The sequence below is a fragment of the Mesorhizobium sp. L-8-10 genome, assembly GCF_016756635.1.
In the GTDB taxonomy this organism is placed as follows: domain Bacteria; phylum Pseudomonadota; class Alphaproteobacteria; order Rhizobiales; family Rhizobiaceae.
Map to the genome: position 1 here is coordinate 1,946,786 of NZ_AP023263.1, position 17,656 is coordinate 1,964,441.

Genomic DNA, 17,656 nt, shown 5'->3' on the forward strand with positions numbered 1-17,656 from the left:
TGCCCTATGGGTCATGTCAACCCGAGTTGAATTCACTGGACCTGCCATTCCAAGAAGCGCGCCTTCACACTTTCCAGATTGGCTATCCACCAATCAGCATCACTAACGAGGAGATTATCGCGAAGATCCGGATTGGTGGGCAGCAGAGCACGAACGTCGTTCGCGTTGGCAGGCAACAGGCGCTCAACATCAGCGTGGGGGACCGCATACGAAGTCAGCGCGGTAAACTCGGCAGCACGATCACCACGAGTGGCCATGTAGTTCATCAGTTGGAACGCCTCTTTCTTATTCCGCGCGTTTTGAACAACCGAAATGAAATCGCCAGAAACTAGGCCCTCTTTAGCTGAAAGCCCGATATCTGCTCCGTCTCTATTTGCGATGATCGCACGCCCCGTATAAATCCCAGCCAGTGGGACCTCTCCGCTAATCAGATGCTGGACTGGCTCCTGATAGGTATTCGCCCACAAGATGTTGCCCTTGCCGAGGCGATCAAGACTTCGGAATGCACGATCAACATCGAGCGGGTAAATCTCGCCTATTGGAACGCCGTCCGCCAGAAGTGCAGCTTCAAGAGTTTGGCCATCTCCGCTAGCCAATGACCTCCGCCCCGGAATCTTGCCAACCTCCCAGAACTCGCGCCAGCTTTCTGGAATGTGGCTCTCGGCCACCGCGCTTTTGTTGTAACCGCGGGCCCAGATGTAAAGTGCATAGCCGAAGCCATGACTCTTCACGTACTCTGGCAGGATTTGTGAAACATCAACGGTAGACGGATCGAGTGGCGCTAAGAGATTCTGACTTACGGCGAGATAGTACTCGGACGTAAAAAGGTCTACGATGTCCCATTCAGACCCAGAGGGGTTGTCTTGCTGAAGTTTCACCAGCGACAGGCTAGCGTTCGCGCCAAGATTGACCTTTATGCCAGTCTCTTCCTGGAACGGATCAAGCCAGGCCTTACGAAAAGCTTCACCATAGCTCCCTCCATAGGAAGCGACGTTCAAGACCCCTGTATCAGCAGATCGAGCTGGCCGGACCAAATTCAGCAAGGCTGGCATGGATAGGGCTCCGCCTGCTCCAACGGCAAGGAAATCTCGCTTATTCAAACGAAAACCCGAATTCGCAAACCGGTCGAATGTCATTTTTCGCTCCAAAGACAAGGGTGGCCCACTCAACTAATTCGTCCAAAGCGCTGAACCGCTTTTTATTGCAGCGACTTCCGTCAATCCCAGATGTTCGCGTAGAGTACGTCCCGTATATTCTGACTTCACTAGCCCTCGACGTCGCAATTCCGGTAACAGCATGTCGCGGAATGCTGGCCAGTCGTCGGGCACACTCGAAAATCCAATCATGAAGCCGTCGGCAGATTCCGAACTTATCCAGGCCTCCATCTCATCCGCTATCTCTTCGGCTTGGCCAACGAGAGTGAGTCCACCCCGCGAAGCTGCGTACCGATGCGCAACGTCCTGTAGGGTGGCGCCAGAAGAGATGCTCCGGATAATTTCCAGGTACGTTTTGCCTCCAGCCGTGTCGCTTGGGATACGATGAGCAGGAATTGGCTCGTCGTCTGGCAGATCGGATAGGTCTACGCCGCCGAGATCGAAGGATAAGATCTCCCTGGCGACCGAAATGTGGAGCAATGACTCCAGACGAAGCCGACGGTCCTCTGCCTCATGTTTCGATTGACAAACAATTGGAGTTAACTGGTACAGAATCTTAAGATCGGAGGGATTTCGTCCAAACCTAGCGAGCCGCCCCTTCAGATCGCGGTAAAACGCACTTGCCCGCTCTTTGTTGGGCTCGGCAGAGAATACAATGTCGCTGATCTCGGCCGCCAAATCTTTCCCAGCTTCGGACCCTCCGGCTTGTATGATCAGGGGGCGGTCTTGTGGAGGACGCGGGATATTGAGCGGACCTCTCACATTATAGAACTCGCCGGCGTGCTCTGCCCTACGAATCTTTGATGGATCGAAGAGTATGCCCTGCTCTCGATCTCCAACGACCGCATCCGCGTCCCAGCCATCCCAAAGGCGGCAAACTACGTGCGCAAACTCTCGAGCCTGTCTGTAGCGATCAGCATGTGGGACTTGGGTTTTCGATCCAAAATTCAGACTGGCCGCTGATGAAGAGGTCGTCACCAAATTCCAGGCAGATCGGCCGTTACTCAGGTGATCAAGCGACGCGAACTGTCGTGCAAGATTGTAGGGCTCCGAAAAACTGGTGGACATTGTGGCCGCCAGACCGATCCTGCTTGTCGACGCCGCAATGCCAGATAGAAGGGTCAGGGGCTCAAGCTGCATCATGTAAGCAGAAAAACGACGCAGCGCGTCCATATTGCCTTCACGAATAGCTGGGACATCAGCCAAAAAAAGCAGGTCGAGTTTCTCAGCTTCGAGTTGGCGAGCAAACTCTACGTAGAGCGACAAGTCAGTGTAAGCTTTCGCGGATGGAGCATCCGGATGTCGCCACGCCGCAGGATGCCCTCCAAACAGGCCTAGAAACACTCCAAGAATCATGATGCTCCCCGCATGCTCGTGTCTTTTGGCTTCGCGATTCCGCAAGTGGTGGGCCGTCCTCGCTAGGTCCGCGCCAAAACCTGTGCGTCCTGCTTCATCCAGCCGATAGAGATTTCTCGACCTGCTTGCGCCATCGACGCTCGGTCAAGATCGCTTGTGATGATGGCGATCTGCTGGTCCATTGCCGAGACGACACTTCGAAAATGACGGCCGAGAAACGATTGAGTCTGGGCAATTCCCTTGAACGTTGTATCCACTCGTTCGTCTCCGGAGAGAATTCTTACGCGTTCCGGTCGAATAGAAAGCTTCGCCCGTTCACCTGTTGAAGGAGGAACACCGATACGGGGAGGCAGCGCACAGCATCGTTGACCATTGTCGAGCTTGACTGTGACCTGCTCATTAGACGCGTCTTCGACGACACAGGGAATGAGGTTGGTCTCTCCCAGGAAATTCGCGACAAATTCCGTCGCCGGGTGGTGATAGACATCTTGCGGCGTGCCCATTTGGACTATTCGTCCTTTGTCCATCACCGCTATGCGATCGGACATCGTCATGGCCTCTTCCTGATCATGGGTCACGAAGAGGACCGAAACGCCCAATTTTTTTTGTAGATCCTTGATCTCGTATTGCATCTGTTCGCGCAGTTGCTTGTCCAGCGCTCCGAGTGGCTCGTCGAGCAACAGGGCGTCAGGCTTGAAGACCAAAGCTCTGGCCAACGCGACTCTCTGTTGCTGACCACCAGACAATTCCCGCGGCATTCGATTGGCGAACGAGGCCAACCCAACAGTTTCAAGCATTTCCAACGCCGCTTTACGACGCGCATCAGCACTCTGTTTCCGCATCCTGAGCGGGAACTCGACATTCTGTCGCGCGGTCATGTGGGGAAACAGCGCATAGCTCTGGAACACCACTCCGAAGTTGCGCTCCTTCGGAGAAAGCGACACCATATCTCGCTCCCCGACCTTGATGGTTCCGCGCGTCGGATCTTCGAATCCTGCGACCATCATGAGCGTGGTAGTCTTCCCAGAGCCACTCGGGCCAAGCAGAGTCAGGAACTCGCCGGGTGCCAGGGCGAAGTTGACGTCGTCAACCGCGACAAAATCACCGTAGTCCTTGCAAACATTGTCGAGGACCAGCCTTCCGCTGCGACGGATCGCATTTTGGTCGGCCACTATGTTCGGTTCGCTCATCAATAACCTCTATTCTGGATACAGAAACTGACCAACTAAGCGCGTGACCGGGACTTTGTGACAAACGCCTGGGTGAGAAGAGCCAAGATGCTCAAGGCGAACAGCAATGAAGAAACTGCTGCAATCTTTGGCGTCAGATCATACTGAATGCTCGTCAACATCTGGACAGGCAGAGTGATGGAGCTCGATCCAGCAAGGAACAGGGCGATCACGACCTCATCGAATGAACCGATGAACGCGAACACTCCGCCTCCCAATATCCCAGCTCTCAGCGTGGGCCAGTAAACATGGCGGAACAACGCTAGATTTCCTCCGCCCAAACTCCGTGCGGCTCGCGCAAGGGCCGGATCCAGCCCGCTCAAACTTGTTTGCACGGCGATGAAGACGTATGGAGTCACCAGCACGCCATGCGCCATCCCGATGGACATCCATCCCCCGATCAAACCCATACGTGCGAGAAACAAATAGTCCCCAAGCGCCAGAACGACGACAGGAATCATGATCGGCATGAGGATCACTGTAGTGATAAACCCTTTGCCAAAAATGTTGTTCCGATAGAGCGCTAGTGCAGCCGACGTACCGGTCACTGCCGCCACGACTGTTGCCAACAATGCGACCTTGAGCGAGGTCCACGACGATCTCATCCAGACCTCGTCCTGGAAGAGTTCGGTGAAGTGGCGAGTTGATGCCCATTGAGGGGGGAAGGCCAGAAGGTTGCCTTTCGTTAGCGCCATGGGCACGATGATCAGTATCGGCAGGATCAAATAGATCAGAAATGGAACGCTGACCAGGAATAGCCAGAAGTAACCGGTTGGGCGCCAAGCCTGCACCGATGCGACGTTTGCTTTAAGAGCTATGCTATTAGGCGCGGCCAAACTGACCCTCCTTCGGAAGCAATTGGAAGAGTGCGATCAAGAGCCCGCTGCTCACGAGGATGATCAACGACAAGGCTGCTGCTGTATTGAAGTCGATAATCTGCTGCGAATAGAACTGAACGAGATTCGCAATCATCATTTGCCGTGGGCCACCCAAAACGATGGGCGTCACGTAGAAGCCAATGGATATGATGAAAACGAGCAGTGCGGCCGAGTAAACGCCAGGGAGCGTAAGTGGAAGAATCACATGGTAGAAGGACTCTCGGCTTGTCGCCCCAAGGCTGCGTGCCGCACGCTCAAGGCGGTCATCAATCGCTAGCATTGCTGTAAAAATAGGCAGCACGGCGTAGGGAATTGTATAGTGAACCATGCCCACGACGACCGCAAAGCGGTTGTAAAGGAGAGGCAGAGGCCGATCTGTCAAACCAAGCCAAATCAACATCGAGTTGATAGCTCCATTGTCCTGCAGAAGTATTGCCCACGCAAAATTCTTGATGAGCACTGCCGTCCAGAATGGCAACAACACAAATCCGAGCACTGCCAATCGGGTAAAACCAGAGGAACGCCACAATAGTGCCGCTAGGATGTAGCCAAGAAAGATTGAGATCGCAGTGGTATAAAGTCCGACCGAGACCGTATTCGCGGCAACGGGCCAGAACAGAGGAGAGGAGAAGAGCTTCTGGAACGGAGCGAGGCCTGTTTCGAAGCTGAGCCGCACAATCATCGCGATTGGTAGAAGCGCCATCGCACCATAGACTACGATAACCGGCAAAAAGAGAAGATTCTTATTGTCGAATTGTCTTACAAGCATCGTTCTTGTTACCCGTCAGATACCTACTTGATGAGATGAACCCGATCGCGTCATTGGGAACTTGGTTCCCCAAGATGGCAAGCAAGGGCCATGCCAAAGCTCCGCCTCCATCACGAGAGAACGGCCGGTCGAGCCAATCGCAGGTGATCACGCAGTGTTTTGCCCTCGTAGTCCGTTCTGTAGAGGCCACGCCTCTGTAGTTCCGGCACAACAAGCTCGACGAAGTCCTGTAGCCCGGTCGGTAAATACGGAACCCTCACCATGAATCCGTCGCATGCTCCCTCTCGGAACCATTTCTCCATATGGTCTGCGACGGTATTTGCGGAGCCTACGACAGGGTTCATACCTCCACGCGCGGCAGCACAACGCTCATAGAGCTGCCGAACTGTGAGGCGTTCGTCCCGGACAGCGGCCACCATCATGTCGAAATACGAGCGGGTGCTGTTGCTGGTCTCCGGCAAAAGCTCCAACGGTATTGCTTGATCGACATCGAGCGAGCTCAAGTCGACACCAAGATCCACGGCAAGAATCGCGCGGCCGACGTCCGGATGTATAAGCGTCTGAAGGGACGAAAATTTATCCTCCGCCTCGCTTTCAGTCCTGCCGATATAGGGGTTCAGCGACGTCAGGATTCTTAGTTCATCGGGTTGCCGGTTGTATTTGGCCATCCGTCCCTTCAAATCCTGGTAGAATTCCTTTGCAGTCGCTAGATCACGATTGACGCTGAACACGACCTCGGACGTTCGGGCAGCCAGTTCACGGCCCGGTTCTGATCCGCCCGCGCTGATCGCGACAGGGCGCCCCTGAGGGGGCCGGGGGACGTTGAGAGGTCCGCCGACCTGGTAGAATTCACCTTTATGGTTGGGAGCGCGCATTTGGTCGGGGTCAAAAAAGACCCCTGACTCACGATCGCGAATAAATGCCTCGTCGGTCCAACTATCCCATAAGCCGTTCAAAACGTCGACGAACTCCCCAGCACGCCTGTAACGCTGAGCATGATCCTCGTGTGTTTCACGGCCAAAATTGCGCGCAGCGGCAGCGTCAGCGGTTGTAACCGCGTTCCAAGCTGCACGCCCATTGCTAATGTGATCGAGAGAGGCAAATTGGCGCGCAACGTTGTAGGGCTCGGAGTATGTGGTCGATATCGTAGCGGCGAGTCCAATACGGTTCGTGCCCGCTGCCAGCGCAGAGATCGCGGTAATGGGCTCCAAGTGAGCGATATGTCCGGACTGCCGCCGGATGGAGTTCATGTTGCCTGTGCGCGTTGCAAGGCTATCGGCCAAGAAGACAAAATCACACTTTCCTGCCTCTGCCAGCCGTGCCACCTCGAGCAAAAAGGCGAAACTCGTTTCGCCGGCAGCAGGAGTGCTCGGATGCCTCCAAGCCGCAGGATGCACCCCAACGTCGCTCATAAGGATGCCTACGGCCATCGTCCCAATGTCAGTCACGTCATATTCCCCGAATGTTCTATTTTTCGAGCCCAGCACTCACTATTCAGGCGGCAGGCTGCTTGCCCCCAACATTGCACAAATATGTTGGTTGTCCAGCAAATTTTTTTGCCGATTGCAGGATTGTGAATCCTCCACCACCCGACTATTAACTTGTTGAACATTCATCAAAAAGGAAACGGCCTTGCCAGCGCAAGACGTTGGGCACGCGGGAGGATCAGCTATGGACTTCAAGCCAATTGGCGGCGGGGTTGCTGTTACAAGTGGAGAATTTTCCGGTTGGCAACACATCCCGTCCGAGCCCTTCAACGACCATGCGGGACCTTTTTTCCACCGTATGTCCTCAGATGGGTCCGTAGAATGCTCTGCCGTTCCGCCTCCAGCTTCGGCGAATGGAATGGGAATAGTGCATGGCGGCTGGCTGCTCACATTTGCAGACTACTGTCTATTCGTAACCGCGAGGACAGCGTCGGACCCGGATGAGATTGTGACAATATCGATGAATAGTGAGTTCGTCGGAATGACGTTTCCCAGCCAAAGAGTTGAGGCGAAGGCAGAGATTGTCAGGGCGGGACGCTCACTCATCTTCGTCCGCGGCCTTGTAAGCGGCTTGAAAGGCCCAATCCTCAACTTCTCAGGGGTGGCCAAGGTGGTGCCAAACAAAAAAATCTCCCCGTGATTGCTGCGGCAAATGAACCACGCTCCCGCCAATCAAGGAGAAGCGACCTTTCTCAACGCGTAGTGCAATGCCACCGCGGCTAGCGCCATGCCAACACTTACCGAAACTAGTGGAAGCGCGGTGTGAAATGGAAGGTATGCGACAACAGATATTGCGAGTATTGAAAAGCCAACCTGCATCGTGCCCAAGATCGCCGAGGCGACACCGAGGCGATCCGGACTAGCTTCTAGAGCGCCTGCCGCCGCACTCGGTTCCGCCGCACCAAACCCAATCAAAAGAATGCTCATGGGTGGAAAGAGCCCCAACGGGTGGCGGAAATCGAACAATGCCATTGCCAGAAGCATAGAGGCCCCCGCGACGATAAGGATCGATCCCACACCGATCATCGCGAGCTTGCCATAAATGGTCGAATAGCGGCCGGCGATCATGGTCCCGACCATGTAGGATAGCGACACAACCAGCCACCATGCGGAGAATTCTGACTGGCTGTAGCCCCACAAACCAATAACAACGATCGACACACCGGCAAGAAACGCCTGCCAGCTTCCAAAGAGGCAGGCGGAGAACAGTGCATACATCAAGAAGGATGGACGTCTGGTGATGGCGAAAACGGTTGCGAAGTTCACGCGGTCACGGACAAGTGGGCGGTTCAGTATGCCATCCCTGACGCCGATCAAGCAAACCACGGCCATAAGTACCCCTGCAACAACTAGTGTTGCGAAGACACCCCTCCACCCCACCATACCATCAAGGGCTCCGCCCGCGAACGGAGATAGGCCCGCTGCTACCGTTGCAGCGGTAAGCGTGTAACCCAGAATGCTTGCCGCGCGCGCAGAACCATAGACATCGCGAGCGAGGATGCGCGCTATCACAATTGCCGAAGCCGCACCGAACGACTGCACGAAACGCCCGAGCAGAAACAGTTCTATCGACCCCGCCAGCGTGCAGATGAGAGAACCCACGGCGAAGACGGACATTCCCGCGACGAGTGAGATCTTCCGGCCATACACATCGGAGATTGGTCCATAGAAAAGTTGACCGATGCCGACACCAGCGAGATAGATCGAAACTGTGCTGACGCCGGCTGCAACGTTGCCGCCAAATTCATCAATAATGGTCGGCATTGACGGAAGAAATATGTTGATGCTCACAAGCGGCAACGCCGTCAAGAAGACGAGTATTGTTAACAACAGCCTTTGCGACGGCACCTTCATATCCATTTCGAATATTGTAGCGGGGAGCAAAGAGACTAGCGTGGTATTGAAAGTCCGAGATGCTCTCTCAAGGTGCCGCCGGTATAGGTCTCCCGAAATAGACCCCGTCGACGCAGCTCAGGAACAATGAGCTTACCAAACTCCTCTATGCCTTGTGGCAAAAGGGAAAAGCCGATCATGAAACCATCTGCGGCTCCCGTAGTGAACCACTCCTCCATGAGATCGACGACGTCCTCGGGGGATCCGACCACTACATTGCCGCCCCGACCCGTTGCATAGCTCTCGTACAATTGCCTGAGTGTGAGATCGCGGTCATTCATCGTTTGACGAATGTAGCTAAGGTAGCTCTTCCCTCCCTGGACATCTTTCGGGAATAGGTCCGCTGGCAACGGTTCATCCAACGGAACATCCTTCAAGCTTACATAGTCCATGTCGATCGACAAAAGCTCGCGTCCAACATCCGGATGAATGGCTTCACACAGCTTCCCATGTAGGTCCTGCGCTTCCTGACGTGTGCGACCGAAGATCGGGTTCAGCCCTGACAGGATCCTAAGTTCGTTAGGGCCCCTACCGAACTTCGTCATTCGTCCCTTGAGGTCCGTGTAGAATTCGCGCGCGCGGTCGATGTTGCGATCCGCTGTGAACACTACTTCGGCAGTCTCTGCAGCAAGTTCTTTCCCCGCCTCAGAAGCTCCTGCCTGTATTATCACAGGGTTCCCTTGCGGCGAGCGAGGAACGTTGAGCGGTCCCCTGACGGAAAAATGCTGCCCTTCAAAGTTCAATCTATGAAGCTTGTCGGGGTCAAAAAAGCGGCCACCGTCCCTATCATAGAGAAATGCGTCGTCGTCCCAGCTCCGCCACAGTCCCTTGACGACTTCCAAGTGCTCCCGCGCCCTGGCATAGCGTTCTCCATGATCCTTGCGCGGCTCCCTTCCAAAATTGAATGACGCAGCCGGCTGAGAAGTCGTGACGACATTCCACGCTATGCGCCCATGACTCAGGTGGTCGAGCGACAGCAACTGTCTTGCGACGTTGTAGGGCTCGGAAAAGCTGGTCGACACGGTCGCGGCAAGGCCAATTTTCGTTGTCGCTCCAGCAAGGGCACCGAGGAGGGTAAGCGGTTCGAACTGTGCCGCGTAGAGCGGCCATCGTGACACTGCATCGATGTTGCCATCGCGAACAGCGGGCGTGTCAGCGAAGAATATGAAGTCAAAAGCACTCTCTTCGGCTGTTCTAGCCACGTGGCTGTAGTGCTCGATACTCGTCTCCGCGCCATTCGGCGCATTTGCCAAACGCCAAGCGACTGGGTGGTTCCCGTAGGGATCCATGATCAAACCAAGGGACATCATTGTCATTTGCACTTTTCTGCAACCATAGCTCAAACGCCTCGATCTCAACGACCGCTCTACAATCTTTGCTGGATGGATAGCAAAATTCAAGAGGCTAGGAAAAAATATGTTGAACGTCCAGCACACTGGTGCAATGTTGGACATATGCCGTCGAGGTGGTGCCCAGCTGCCGCGCGCGTGAGATGGAGTGTACCCTTATGTCGACAATGCGGGCAGTTGTACTCACAGGTCACGGTGGACTCGACAAGCTGACTTTCGACACAAACCAGCCGGTTCCCGTTCCAGGGCCCAATGAAGTTCTTGTCAAAGTCTACGCTGCCGCGGTGAACAACACCGACATCGCGATGCGCGAAGGGTGGTATGCACGACAAAGCTCAGAAGGTCCGGTGGTCGACACATTCCAGAAACGATCATTCACATTTCCGCGTATCCAAGGAGCGGGGGCTGCCGGCGTGATCGAGCAGGTTGGAGCTGGCGTTGATGAAAGAGCCAAGGGTAGCGCTGTGGTAGTCGATCCGTTCATGCGCGATCATTCCGCGTCGGAACGAGTTCAAGTAGTCGGTCTCCTCGGTAGTACTCAAGATGGTGGTTATGCGGAGTATCTGGTTGTACCGGCTTCAAATGCGCTCACCGTACAATCCGATCTGAGTTTCGCGGAACTCGCCTGTCTGCCCACCGCCTACCAAACCTCTGAAGAAATGCAAATTCGAGCACAGATCAAACTTGGCGACGTCGTCCTCGTGACGGGGGCTTCTGGAGGAGTTGGCGCAGGCAATATTCAACTAGCGAAGCTCAAAGGCGCCACAGTCATCGCTGTCGGATCAAAAGACAAATCTGAGCGGCTACTCTCTTTGGGCGCCGACCATTTCATCGACAAGAACAAGGGCCTGGCTCAGTCACTTTCTGAGATCCTCTCTGACCGCTCGATAGATGTCGTTCTGGATGTTGTCGGCGGTGAGATGTTTTCCTCGCTTTTCGATGTCCTCAAGCGCGGTGGGCGCCTTGTAACCGCTGGCGCCATCGCAGGCTACGCGACGCAGTTGGATCTTCGGGTTCCAATCTATCGCGATCTCGAGCTTCTTGGTGTGGGAGGTTCCCAAGCAAGCGCAATGAAGAACATCCTTCGGTACGTAGAAGACGGTCGCCTTCGGCCGCAGGTGGATTCTATGTTTCCGCTAGAAGACGTTGCGGTCGCACAAGCACGATTTGTCGAAAAGGCCCATGTAGGGAAGATCATTATTGACGTTTCTGGTGCGAACAGACAGTGCAACCGGCCATAAAATCAGATCCCAGGCAGGAGCCGAAAGACTTTGGACTCGGAACAGAACGGCACATCCACCGAACATTTGATTGCACCTAAAGAGTTTTGGGGAGCATTGGGACGCCGCCCGATTGGTGTGTCGATCGCAACCACAATGGGGCCAAACGGCCCGGAAGGTCTGCTCGCACTTTCCGCAACTCACTTCTCCGGATCGCCTCCGGTGATGTCCGTCGCTATCTCGAGGTCGACATCCGCCCTATCGACAATTCTGCACAGCGGCTCTTTCGCGATAAATTTTCTAAGTGCCGATGCCGATTTGATCTACGAGCGCTTCTCATCCGCGGAGGCGCCAAAAGGAAGCGCCCGGTTCAGCGAACTCTCATGGCACACGATGCGGACTGGTGCTCCGGTCTTCACCAGCGTTACCGGCGCGATGGACTGCGAGCTGGATGGCTATTTCGAGAAGGATGGCACCGTCCTCGTCTTTGGGCGAGTTGTCGCAATAGCAAGCAATCCAGACGTATCCGCTCTCATCTATCCACGAAACATGAAGCGGTGAGCCCGCCGGCGCGGGCGTATCAGAGCTTATTGGAGAGTTCATTGTCGAAGCAAGAAATGCACCTCGGAGTGATCCTGCATCCTTACGGTAGCCACGTTGCGGCGTGGCTCAGTGGCGACGCCCCACTTGGCGCCGAGATCGATGTCGATCACTACACAAACGTGGCACAGATTGCAGAGCGAGCCGCGTTGGATCTCATCTTCTTCGCCGACGTGCCGGCTGTTCGCGAAGGGAACCTGCAGGCCATCCGGCGATGGCCAATGTTCGCCGCCCAGTTCGAGCCAGTAACTGTCTTGGGCATGCTCGCTGGAAAGACATCCAAGATCGGATTGGCGGCAACGGCGTCGACTTCATATTCGGAACCCTACAATCTGGCCCGGCAGTTTGCATCGCTCGATCATCTCAGCAAGGGACGAATTGGGTGGAACGTCGTAACGACATCCTCAGCAGCAGCTGCGCTCAATTTTGGCTCCAATCCGCGAGCAGACCATCAGGCCCGATATTCTCGCGCCACTGAGTTTCTGACAATCGCGAAGGCACTCTGGGACAGTTGGGACGACGACGCTTTCACCCGTGACCGGGAGACAGGCCTGTTCTTCGATGCAGAGAAGCTACATACGCTGAACTTTTCTGGCGAGCATTTTTCCGTCAAAGGGCCATTGAACATTGCACGGCCGCCGCAAGGTCATCCCGTGATCATCCAGGCGGGGGGCTCGGCGCCTGGGCGAGATCTGGCAGCAAGGACGGCCGACGTAGTTTTCAGCGCCGAACCCGAAATTGATGCCGGCCGTGCCTTCTACAAGGATGTAAAGGACCGCGCGGTAGCGTACGGTCGTGATGCCGACGACGTGAAGATCCTGGTTGCACTTATGCCCATCGTCGGGCGCACCCGGTCTGAGGCAGACGACATCCTTGCAGACCTGCAGGAGCGAATACATCCTGACGTCGGACGTGAGATCATGTCCTACGATCTTGGCGGGATTGATCTCTCTGATGTCGCGGACGATGACGTTTTCCCCATGGAGAAAGTCCCAACGTCAACTCAAGGTGGCCAAAGCTTCCTACGCTACTTTCAAGAGCTGATACAGCAGGAAGGCGGCGCGACAGTGAAGGAACTATACAAATACTATTCAATTGCACGGGGATCAAAGTTCGCTGTCGGCTCGGCCGCTGACGTTGCAGACCTGATGGAGGATTGGACGAGCTCGAGAGCCGCGGATGGCTTCATGTGCGTCTTTCCAACCTTTCCCAATGGCTTCAGACGCTTCACCGAACTCGTTGTGCCTGAGCTGCAACGGCGGGGCCTATTCAGAAAGGGATACCAGGGCAACACCCTGAGGGAGCATCTACGCCTGAAAAAGCCGGGTAGTGTCTACAAGAAAGTGCAGGCTTCGTAGTTCAGAGTGTCTATATTCGTCAGCTGAGCACCACCGGACATCAAATCAGTCTCTGATCTGGAAGATCGCATTGACGAACGTGCGGCAGCACTCCTCCGCTTCCTCTGTCGAAACAACATCCGGGTCGGCATTGCAGCTGATCCATAGACCTTCGACAATCTGAGAAAACGCCAAAGCGCAAACCTTCACGTCGATTTCGATCTTTTGTGATTTCGCTGCGCGATCCAACAGCCGCCCGACATCGGTGCGATATCCTCGCCAGATCCGCTGATAGAGATCTCTCAGATCCGGCGACCATCGCGCGGTGCCCGTCAAAGCCACCCAAACAGCCATGTGCTCTGCAGTGCAGCCAGGTGGGGTGAAACTCGCATGGATCACGGCATATAGACGGTCCATTGGATTTGGACCTGCTGATGCCGCGGCACGTCGGATAGCATCCCCTAGCCTCCGCGCGACGGTTTCGACGGCCTCAAGGAGCAAAGCATCCTTGCTGCTGAAGTAGTGACCAATCAACCCGCGTGAAAATCCAGCTTCCTCGCAGATGGTGCTAACAGTTACCTTGTCATACCCTTTCGCCGCGATATCCCGAATTGCGGCATCAATCAGGTCTAACTTGCGCTCTTGGGCGATCCGTGAAGGTTTACGATTCTGCCGGCGAGCAATTCGATTTGCCTTAACGGTTTCCAACTCATCCACGACAAAAGCCCGATTTTCATTATCAACGGGAATCAGTTTGGCATGTTATAGCCTCATCGGAAAGATTTCATAGGCTCGGAGTGCCAATTCCGACGAAGCCGCCCCATTGTTCGCATTCGATTGCGCGCCCAGGATGCCCAGTTGATCTTGGTCCTAGCGGCGAAGGTTTGCTGACAGTGGCTGTTGCCGCTTCGGTAGGGAACTATATCATGAGAATCCAGTCTCCTGCCGATGCACGCTATCGTGGATTAGATCGATGCGGCGAGCCTTGTGCACGTGGCGGGCCAGTATGCGAATTATGCGCGAATTGGGGTCGCCATTGACGTCATGACCAAGCAAACCCGACCACCTGGCTTCGTTGGAGGGGGACGGAGACCAAGACGATCCATGCGGCTTCAGGGGCGATCGAGACGGGTCCGGTCATGAGGGCGCTTGGTGATGACGCGGACAGCAGGCATTCACTCGGGCCAGTTGTTCAAATGGCGCAAGGACCTGTGCGCCTGGGTCGTTTCCGGTTCATTGCACTTGGCGCCGGTCGAGATCGTTCATGCTATCGCGGCAATGAAGAGATGGTGCCATCGTCGTCTCCCGTCCGACGTCGCCGCAGAAGAGGCATCATCGAGATCGAGTTTGGCGGCGGGCGGCGAGTCCGCTTTGATCACCACGACGTGGATGCCAAGGCGCTGCGCTACGTTCTGGAGGCGCTCGGGTCTTGATGATCCCAAACACGATTAGCGTCGGCGCGTAGCTGGTGACTGGCCACACCGAGATGGGGAAGCGCTTTCCGAGTCTCGCGTTGGTGCCGCGGGGACGCTGAAGCACAATCAGTGCGGCGGCAACCTGTTCGTCTTCCGCGGCCGTCGCGGCCAACTACCGACATTCTGCATACGGTTTTCGATTTGCGACAGTCGCCTACCCCTGGCATCCGCTGTTCGGGCGAACGTTGCAGGTCTCGCCGTTTCGTCGCGGCAAGGACCTGACGTTCATCTACACGGACGAACGATCTGACCTTGGCCGCGAACTCCCGAACTGGATGTTTGACGCCGGCTACTGCGCGGGCATGACGCTCGGACCGCCCGAGATCAGCATTGAGGGTCTCAACGAACTCGCTGCCGTTCTCGCGTCGCTCGGCGCGAATCGGAAGCGAGGCGCACAATCCCGTCCTCCAAGGAAGAAGGAGAGGGACAGTGCGGAGAAGCCGATATCGCGATCGCGCGCAGCTCGTCCTCGAGCTGGAACGTCAAATTCTTCATCCCCCAGTGAGCCAAAACACGAAGGGGTTGGTCGAGGCTCTGGCCGACCTTCTGCTGGAGGCGCTGGCGGCCGAAGCGGAGCAGGGAGGCGGGGATGAGCGTGAAGATCACGCCTGACCACCTTGCCCGCGCGGCGGTGGTCTACGTTCGTCAGTCGACCATGTCGCAGGTGACCGGCAACCTCGAAAGCCAGCGCCGGCAGTATGACCTTGCGGGAGCGCCGGAAGCGGCAGGCTTTGCGTCGGTGACCGTGATCGACGACGATCTTGGCCGCTCGGGCTCTGGGGCGATGCAACGTCCCGGTTTCGAGCGGCTCGTCGCCATGGTCTGCTCTGGCGACGTCGGCGCGGTGTATTGCATTGAGGCCTCTCGCCTGGCGCGCAACGGACGTGACTGGCATCATCTGATCGACCTGTGCGCCCTGGCCGGCACGCTGGTCGTCGATCCGGATGGCGCCTACGATCCGCGGCTGGTCAACGACCGGCTGCTGCTCGGCCTGAAGGGAACGATGTCGGAATACGAACTGAGCCTGATGCGACAGCGTGGCATCGCCGCCCGTGACTCGAAGGCCAAGCGCGGCGAGTTCCGCTTCATGCTTCCGCCGGGCTTCTGCTGGAGCGAGGCCGGCAAGATCGAGATCGATCCCGACGAGCACGTCGCCGACGCGATCCGGCTGGTCTTCGCGATGTTCCGCGAACTGGGCAGCGCACGTCAGGTCTTCCTGTGGTTGCGGTCGGCCGACATCAAGATGCCCGTGGCGCGGCGTAACGTCGACGTCTGCAAGCTCGTCTGGAAGGCGCCCGCCTATCACAGCGTCATGCAGATCCTTTACAATCCGCTCTATGCCGGCGCCTATGCCTTCGGCAGAACCGCGCAGCGAACACGGATCGTCGATGGCCGCGCCCGCAAGGCCAGCGGGATCCGGAAACCCCGCGACGAATGGCATGTGCTGTTGCGCGATCATCATCCCGGCTACATCAGTTGGCAGGAATATGAGGACAACCAGAAGCTCCTGCTTGAGAACGCGCACATGAAGAAGAGCTGCGCGCGCAAATCGGCGCGCGGTGGCCGCGCATTGCTCACCGGATTGATGCGGTGCGGGCACTGCGGACGGATGATGCGCGTCGGCTACGGCATGGCAAAAGGCAACGCCCATCGCTACCAGTGCCGTGGCGATGATGCTCATGTCGGCGTGGGGCTATGCATCGGCATCGGTGGCGTGCGGATCGATCGTGCGGTCGCAATGCAGATCCTGGAAGCCGTCTCCGACCGCGCCGTAGAAGCCGCGATCTTCGCCTCGGATCAGGCCGAGCGTTCGAGCAAGGACATCATTGCTGCCGTCGAGCGGGAACTCGAAGCCGCCCGCTACGACGCATCGCTGGCCGGGCGTCGATATGAGCTGGTGGACCCAGCCAAAGCGTCACGTCGCCCGCGAATTGGAGGCGCGCTGGAACGATGCTTTGGAGCGCGTGGCCGCACTTGAGCGGCGGATCGCCGAGCTGTCGGCTCAGTCGGCGACACGCCCAAAGATCGATCGCGCCCGTCTGCTCCAGCTCGCCCACGACCTGCCAGCGGTGTGGAACGCCCCGTCGACCGACACCCGGACTAAGCAGCGCCTCATCCATATCCTGGTTCAGGAAATCGTGTGCGACCTCGACGAGGCGACCAACGAGGCCGTGCTGCTGATCCATTGGACCGGCGGGCGTCACTCCGAGGTGCGGGTTCCGCGCGTCAAGACCGGCCGATGTCCAGACATGGCGCCGAGCGCCGTCGGAGCGCTGCGCAAGCTCGCCGGACACTGGCCGGACCGCGAGCTTGCCGTCTCGCTCAACCGGATGCGCTGCAAGACCGGCAGCGGCGAGACGTGGACGACGTTCCGCGTGCGCGAAATGCGCGAGCGGCTCGGCATACCCGAATACGATCCGGCCAAGGCTGACGGCGAGATGATCAGCCTGATGAAAGCCGCCGAACGGCTTGGCATCTGCGTCGGGTCCGCAAAGAGCCTGGTCCTCAAGGGCATCCTGCCGGCGAAACAGATCCTGCCTGGCTCGCCATGGCTAGTGCCGGTCGAAGCGCTCGCCTCCGAAGAGGTGCACATAGGGGTGCAGCGCGTGATCGACAGGAGACCAAAGGTTTACGTGCAATATCAATACGATAAGTTCATCCGACTGCCCGGACTCTGACAAGGGGATGCATTATGAAACGAGCTGCGGCGATCTGATCAAGGTTCGGTGGCACGATGCCCAAGGTGCCTGCGTGTTCTCGAAGCGGTGGGAGCGCGGCCGCCTCTTGTGCCCGCCCCCGCCTATAGGGTTATCACGATCACGATCACACTAGCGCACCGCGCCTTGAGACAGTGTCGAGACCTGGCCGAGATCAGCACATGCGCGAAGAACGTCGCCGTTCGACCGCGA

General features: G+C 56.7%; 16 protein-coding genes. 6 read left to right on the forward strand and 10 right to left on the reverse strand.

Annotated features, from left to right (window positions below; translation table 11 throughout):
* Positions 1-32: 32 nt before the first annotated feature.
* The 6 genes from JN280_RS09080 to JN280_RS09105 all read right to left on the reverse strand — a co-directional run bounded on the left by JN280_RS09080 (position 33) and on the right by JN280_RS09105 (position 6,873).
* The gene (locus JN280_RS09080) at positions 33-1,136 is read right to left on the reverse strand and encodes an extracellular solute-binding protein (protein WP_202311607.1); all 1,104 of its coding nucleotides are present in this window, start codon (positions 1,134-1,136) and stop codon (positions 33-35) included.
* 33 nt (positions 1,137-1,169) lie between these two features.
* Positions 1,170-2,510 (reverse strand): LLM class flavin-dependent oxidoreductase, encoded by a 1,341-nt coding sequence (locus tag JN280_RS09085; RefSeq protein ID WP_202311609.1) that lies wholly within the window; start codon positions 2,508-2,510, stop codon positions 1,170-1,172.
* Positions 2,511-2,572: 62 nt separating this feature from the next.
* A complete protein-coding gene (locus tag JN280_RS09090) occupies positions 2,573-3,700 on the reverse strand; it encodes an ABC transporter ATP-binding protein (RefSeq protein WP_202311611.1) in 1,128 nt (375 codons plus the stop codon).
* 35 nt (positions 3,701-3,735) lie between these two features.
* Positions 3,736-4,575: an ABC transporter permease gene (locus JN280_RS09095; RefSeq protein WP_202311613.1), complete on the reverse strand. Its 840-nt coding sequence runs from the start codon at positions 4,573-4,575 to the stop codon at positions 3,736-3,738.
* Positions 4,562-5,386 carry an ABC transporter permease gene (locus JN280_RS09100; RefSeq protein ID WP_244743125.1) on the reverse strand — a complete coding sequence of 275 codons (825 nt, stop codon included), beginning with the start codon at positions 5,384-5,386 and terminating at the stop codon, positions 4,562-4,564. The genes JN280_RS09095 and JN280_RS09100 overlap by 14 nt, the downstream gene beginning before the upstream one ends.
* A gap of 110 nt (positions 5,387-5,496) precedes the next feature.
* The gene (locus JN280_RS09105) at positions 5,497-6,873 is read right to left on the reverse strand and encodes an LLM class flavin-dependent oxidoreductase (protein WP_244743127.1); all 1,377 of its coding nucleotides are present in this window, start codon (positions 6,871-6,873) and stop codon (positions 5,497-5,499) included.
* Between the two features lie 184 nt (positions 6,874-7,057).
* On the opposite strand from JN280_RS09105, the gene JN280_RS09110 reads away from it, so the two are divergent.
* Entirely contained in the window at positions 7,058-7,513 is a 456-nt protein-coding gene (locus JN280_RS09110) for a PaaI family thioesterase (protein ID WP_202311615.1), read from the forward strand.
* Between the two features lie 32 nt (positions 7,514-7,545).
* On the opposite strand, the gene JN280_RS09115 is transcribed toward JN280_RS09110, so the two are convergent.
* Positions 7,546-8,733 carry a multidrug effflux MFS transporter gene (locus tag JN280_RS09115; protein ID WP_202311617.1) on the reverse strand — a complete coding sequence of 396 codons (1,188 nt, stop codon included), beginning with the start codon at positions 8,731-8,733 and terminating at the stop codon, positions 7,546-7,548.
* A gap of 29 nt (positions 8,734-8,762) precedes the next feature.
* Positions 8,763-10,082, reverse strand: a complete 1,320-nt coding sequence (locus JN280_RS09120) for an LLM class flavin-dependent oxidoreductase (RefSeq protein WP_202311619.1) — start codon at positions 10,080-10,082, stop codon at positions 8,763-8,765.
* 191 nt (positions 10,083-10,273) lie between these two features.
* Here JN280_RS09120 and JN280_RS09125 point away from each other — a divergent pair, with 191 nt between their 5' ends.
* From JN280_RS09125 to JN280_RS09135, 3 genes are read left to right on the forward strand one after another with little or no spacing between them, the layout of a single operon-like run.
* Entirely contained in the window at positions 10,274-11,356 is a 1,083-nt protein-coding gene (locus JN280_RS09125; protein ID WP_202311621.1) for a zinc-binding dehydrogenase, read from the forward strand.
* Positions 11,357-11,386: 30 nt separating this feature from the next.
* Positions 11,387-11,896 carry a flavin reductase family protein gene (locus tag JN280_RS09130; RefSeq protein WP_202311623.1) on the forward strand — a complete coding sequence of 170 codons (510 nt, stop codon included), beginning with the start codon at positions 11,387-11,389 and terminating at the stop codon, positions 11,894-11,896.
* 41 nt (positions 11,897-11,937) lie between these two features.
* Positions 11,938-13,293 (forward strand): LLM class flavin-dependent oxidoreductase, encoded by a 1,356-nt coding sequence (locus tag JN280_RS09135; RefSeq protein WP_244743129.1) that lies wholly within the window; start codon positions 11,938-11,940, stop codon positions 13,291-13,293.
* Between the two features lie 45 nt (positions 13,294-13,338).
* Here JN280_RS09135 and JN280_RS09140 read toward each other — a convergent pair whose 3' ends face one another.
* Positions 13,339-13,989: a TetR family transcriptional regulator C-terminal domain-containing protein gene (locus tag JN280_RS09140; protein WP_202311625.1), complete on the reverse strand. Its 651-nt coding sequence runs from the start codon at positions 13,987-13,989 to the stop codon at positions 13,339-13,341.
* Positions 13,990-15,086: 1,097 nt separating this feature from the next.
* The gene (locus tag JN280_RS09145; protein ID WP_202311627.1) at positions 15,087-15,353 is read right to left on the reverse strand and encodes a hypothetical protein; all 267 of its coding nucleotides are present in this window, start codon (positions 15,351-15,353) and stop codon (positions 15,087-15,089) included.
* Here JN280_RS09145 and JN280_RS09150 point away from each other — a divergent pair.
* Positions 15,337-16,725, forward strand: coding sequence for a recombinase family protein (locus tag JN280_RS09150; protein WP_244743132.1), 1,389 nt, complete (start codon positions 15,337-15,339; stop codon positions 16,723-16,725). The two genes, JN280_RS09145 and JN280_RS09150, sit on opposite strands and share 17 nt — an antisense overlap.
* Positions 16,703-17,425 carry a hypothetical protein gene (locus tag JN280_RS39360; protein ID WP_244743134.1) on the forward strand — a complete coding sequence of 241 codons (723 nt, stop codon included), beginning with the start codon at positions 16,703-16,705 and terminating at the stop codon, positions 17,423-17,425. Before JN280_RS09150 ends, JN280_RS39360 begins: the two co-directional genes overlap by 23 nt.
* Positions 17,426-17,656: the final 231 nt, after the last annotated feature.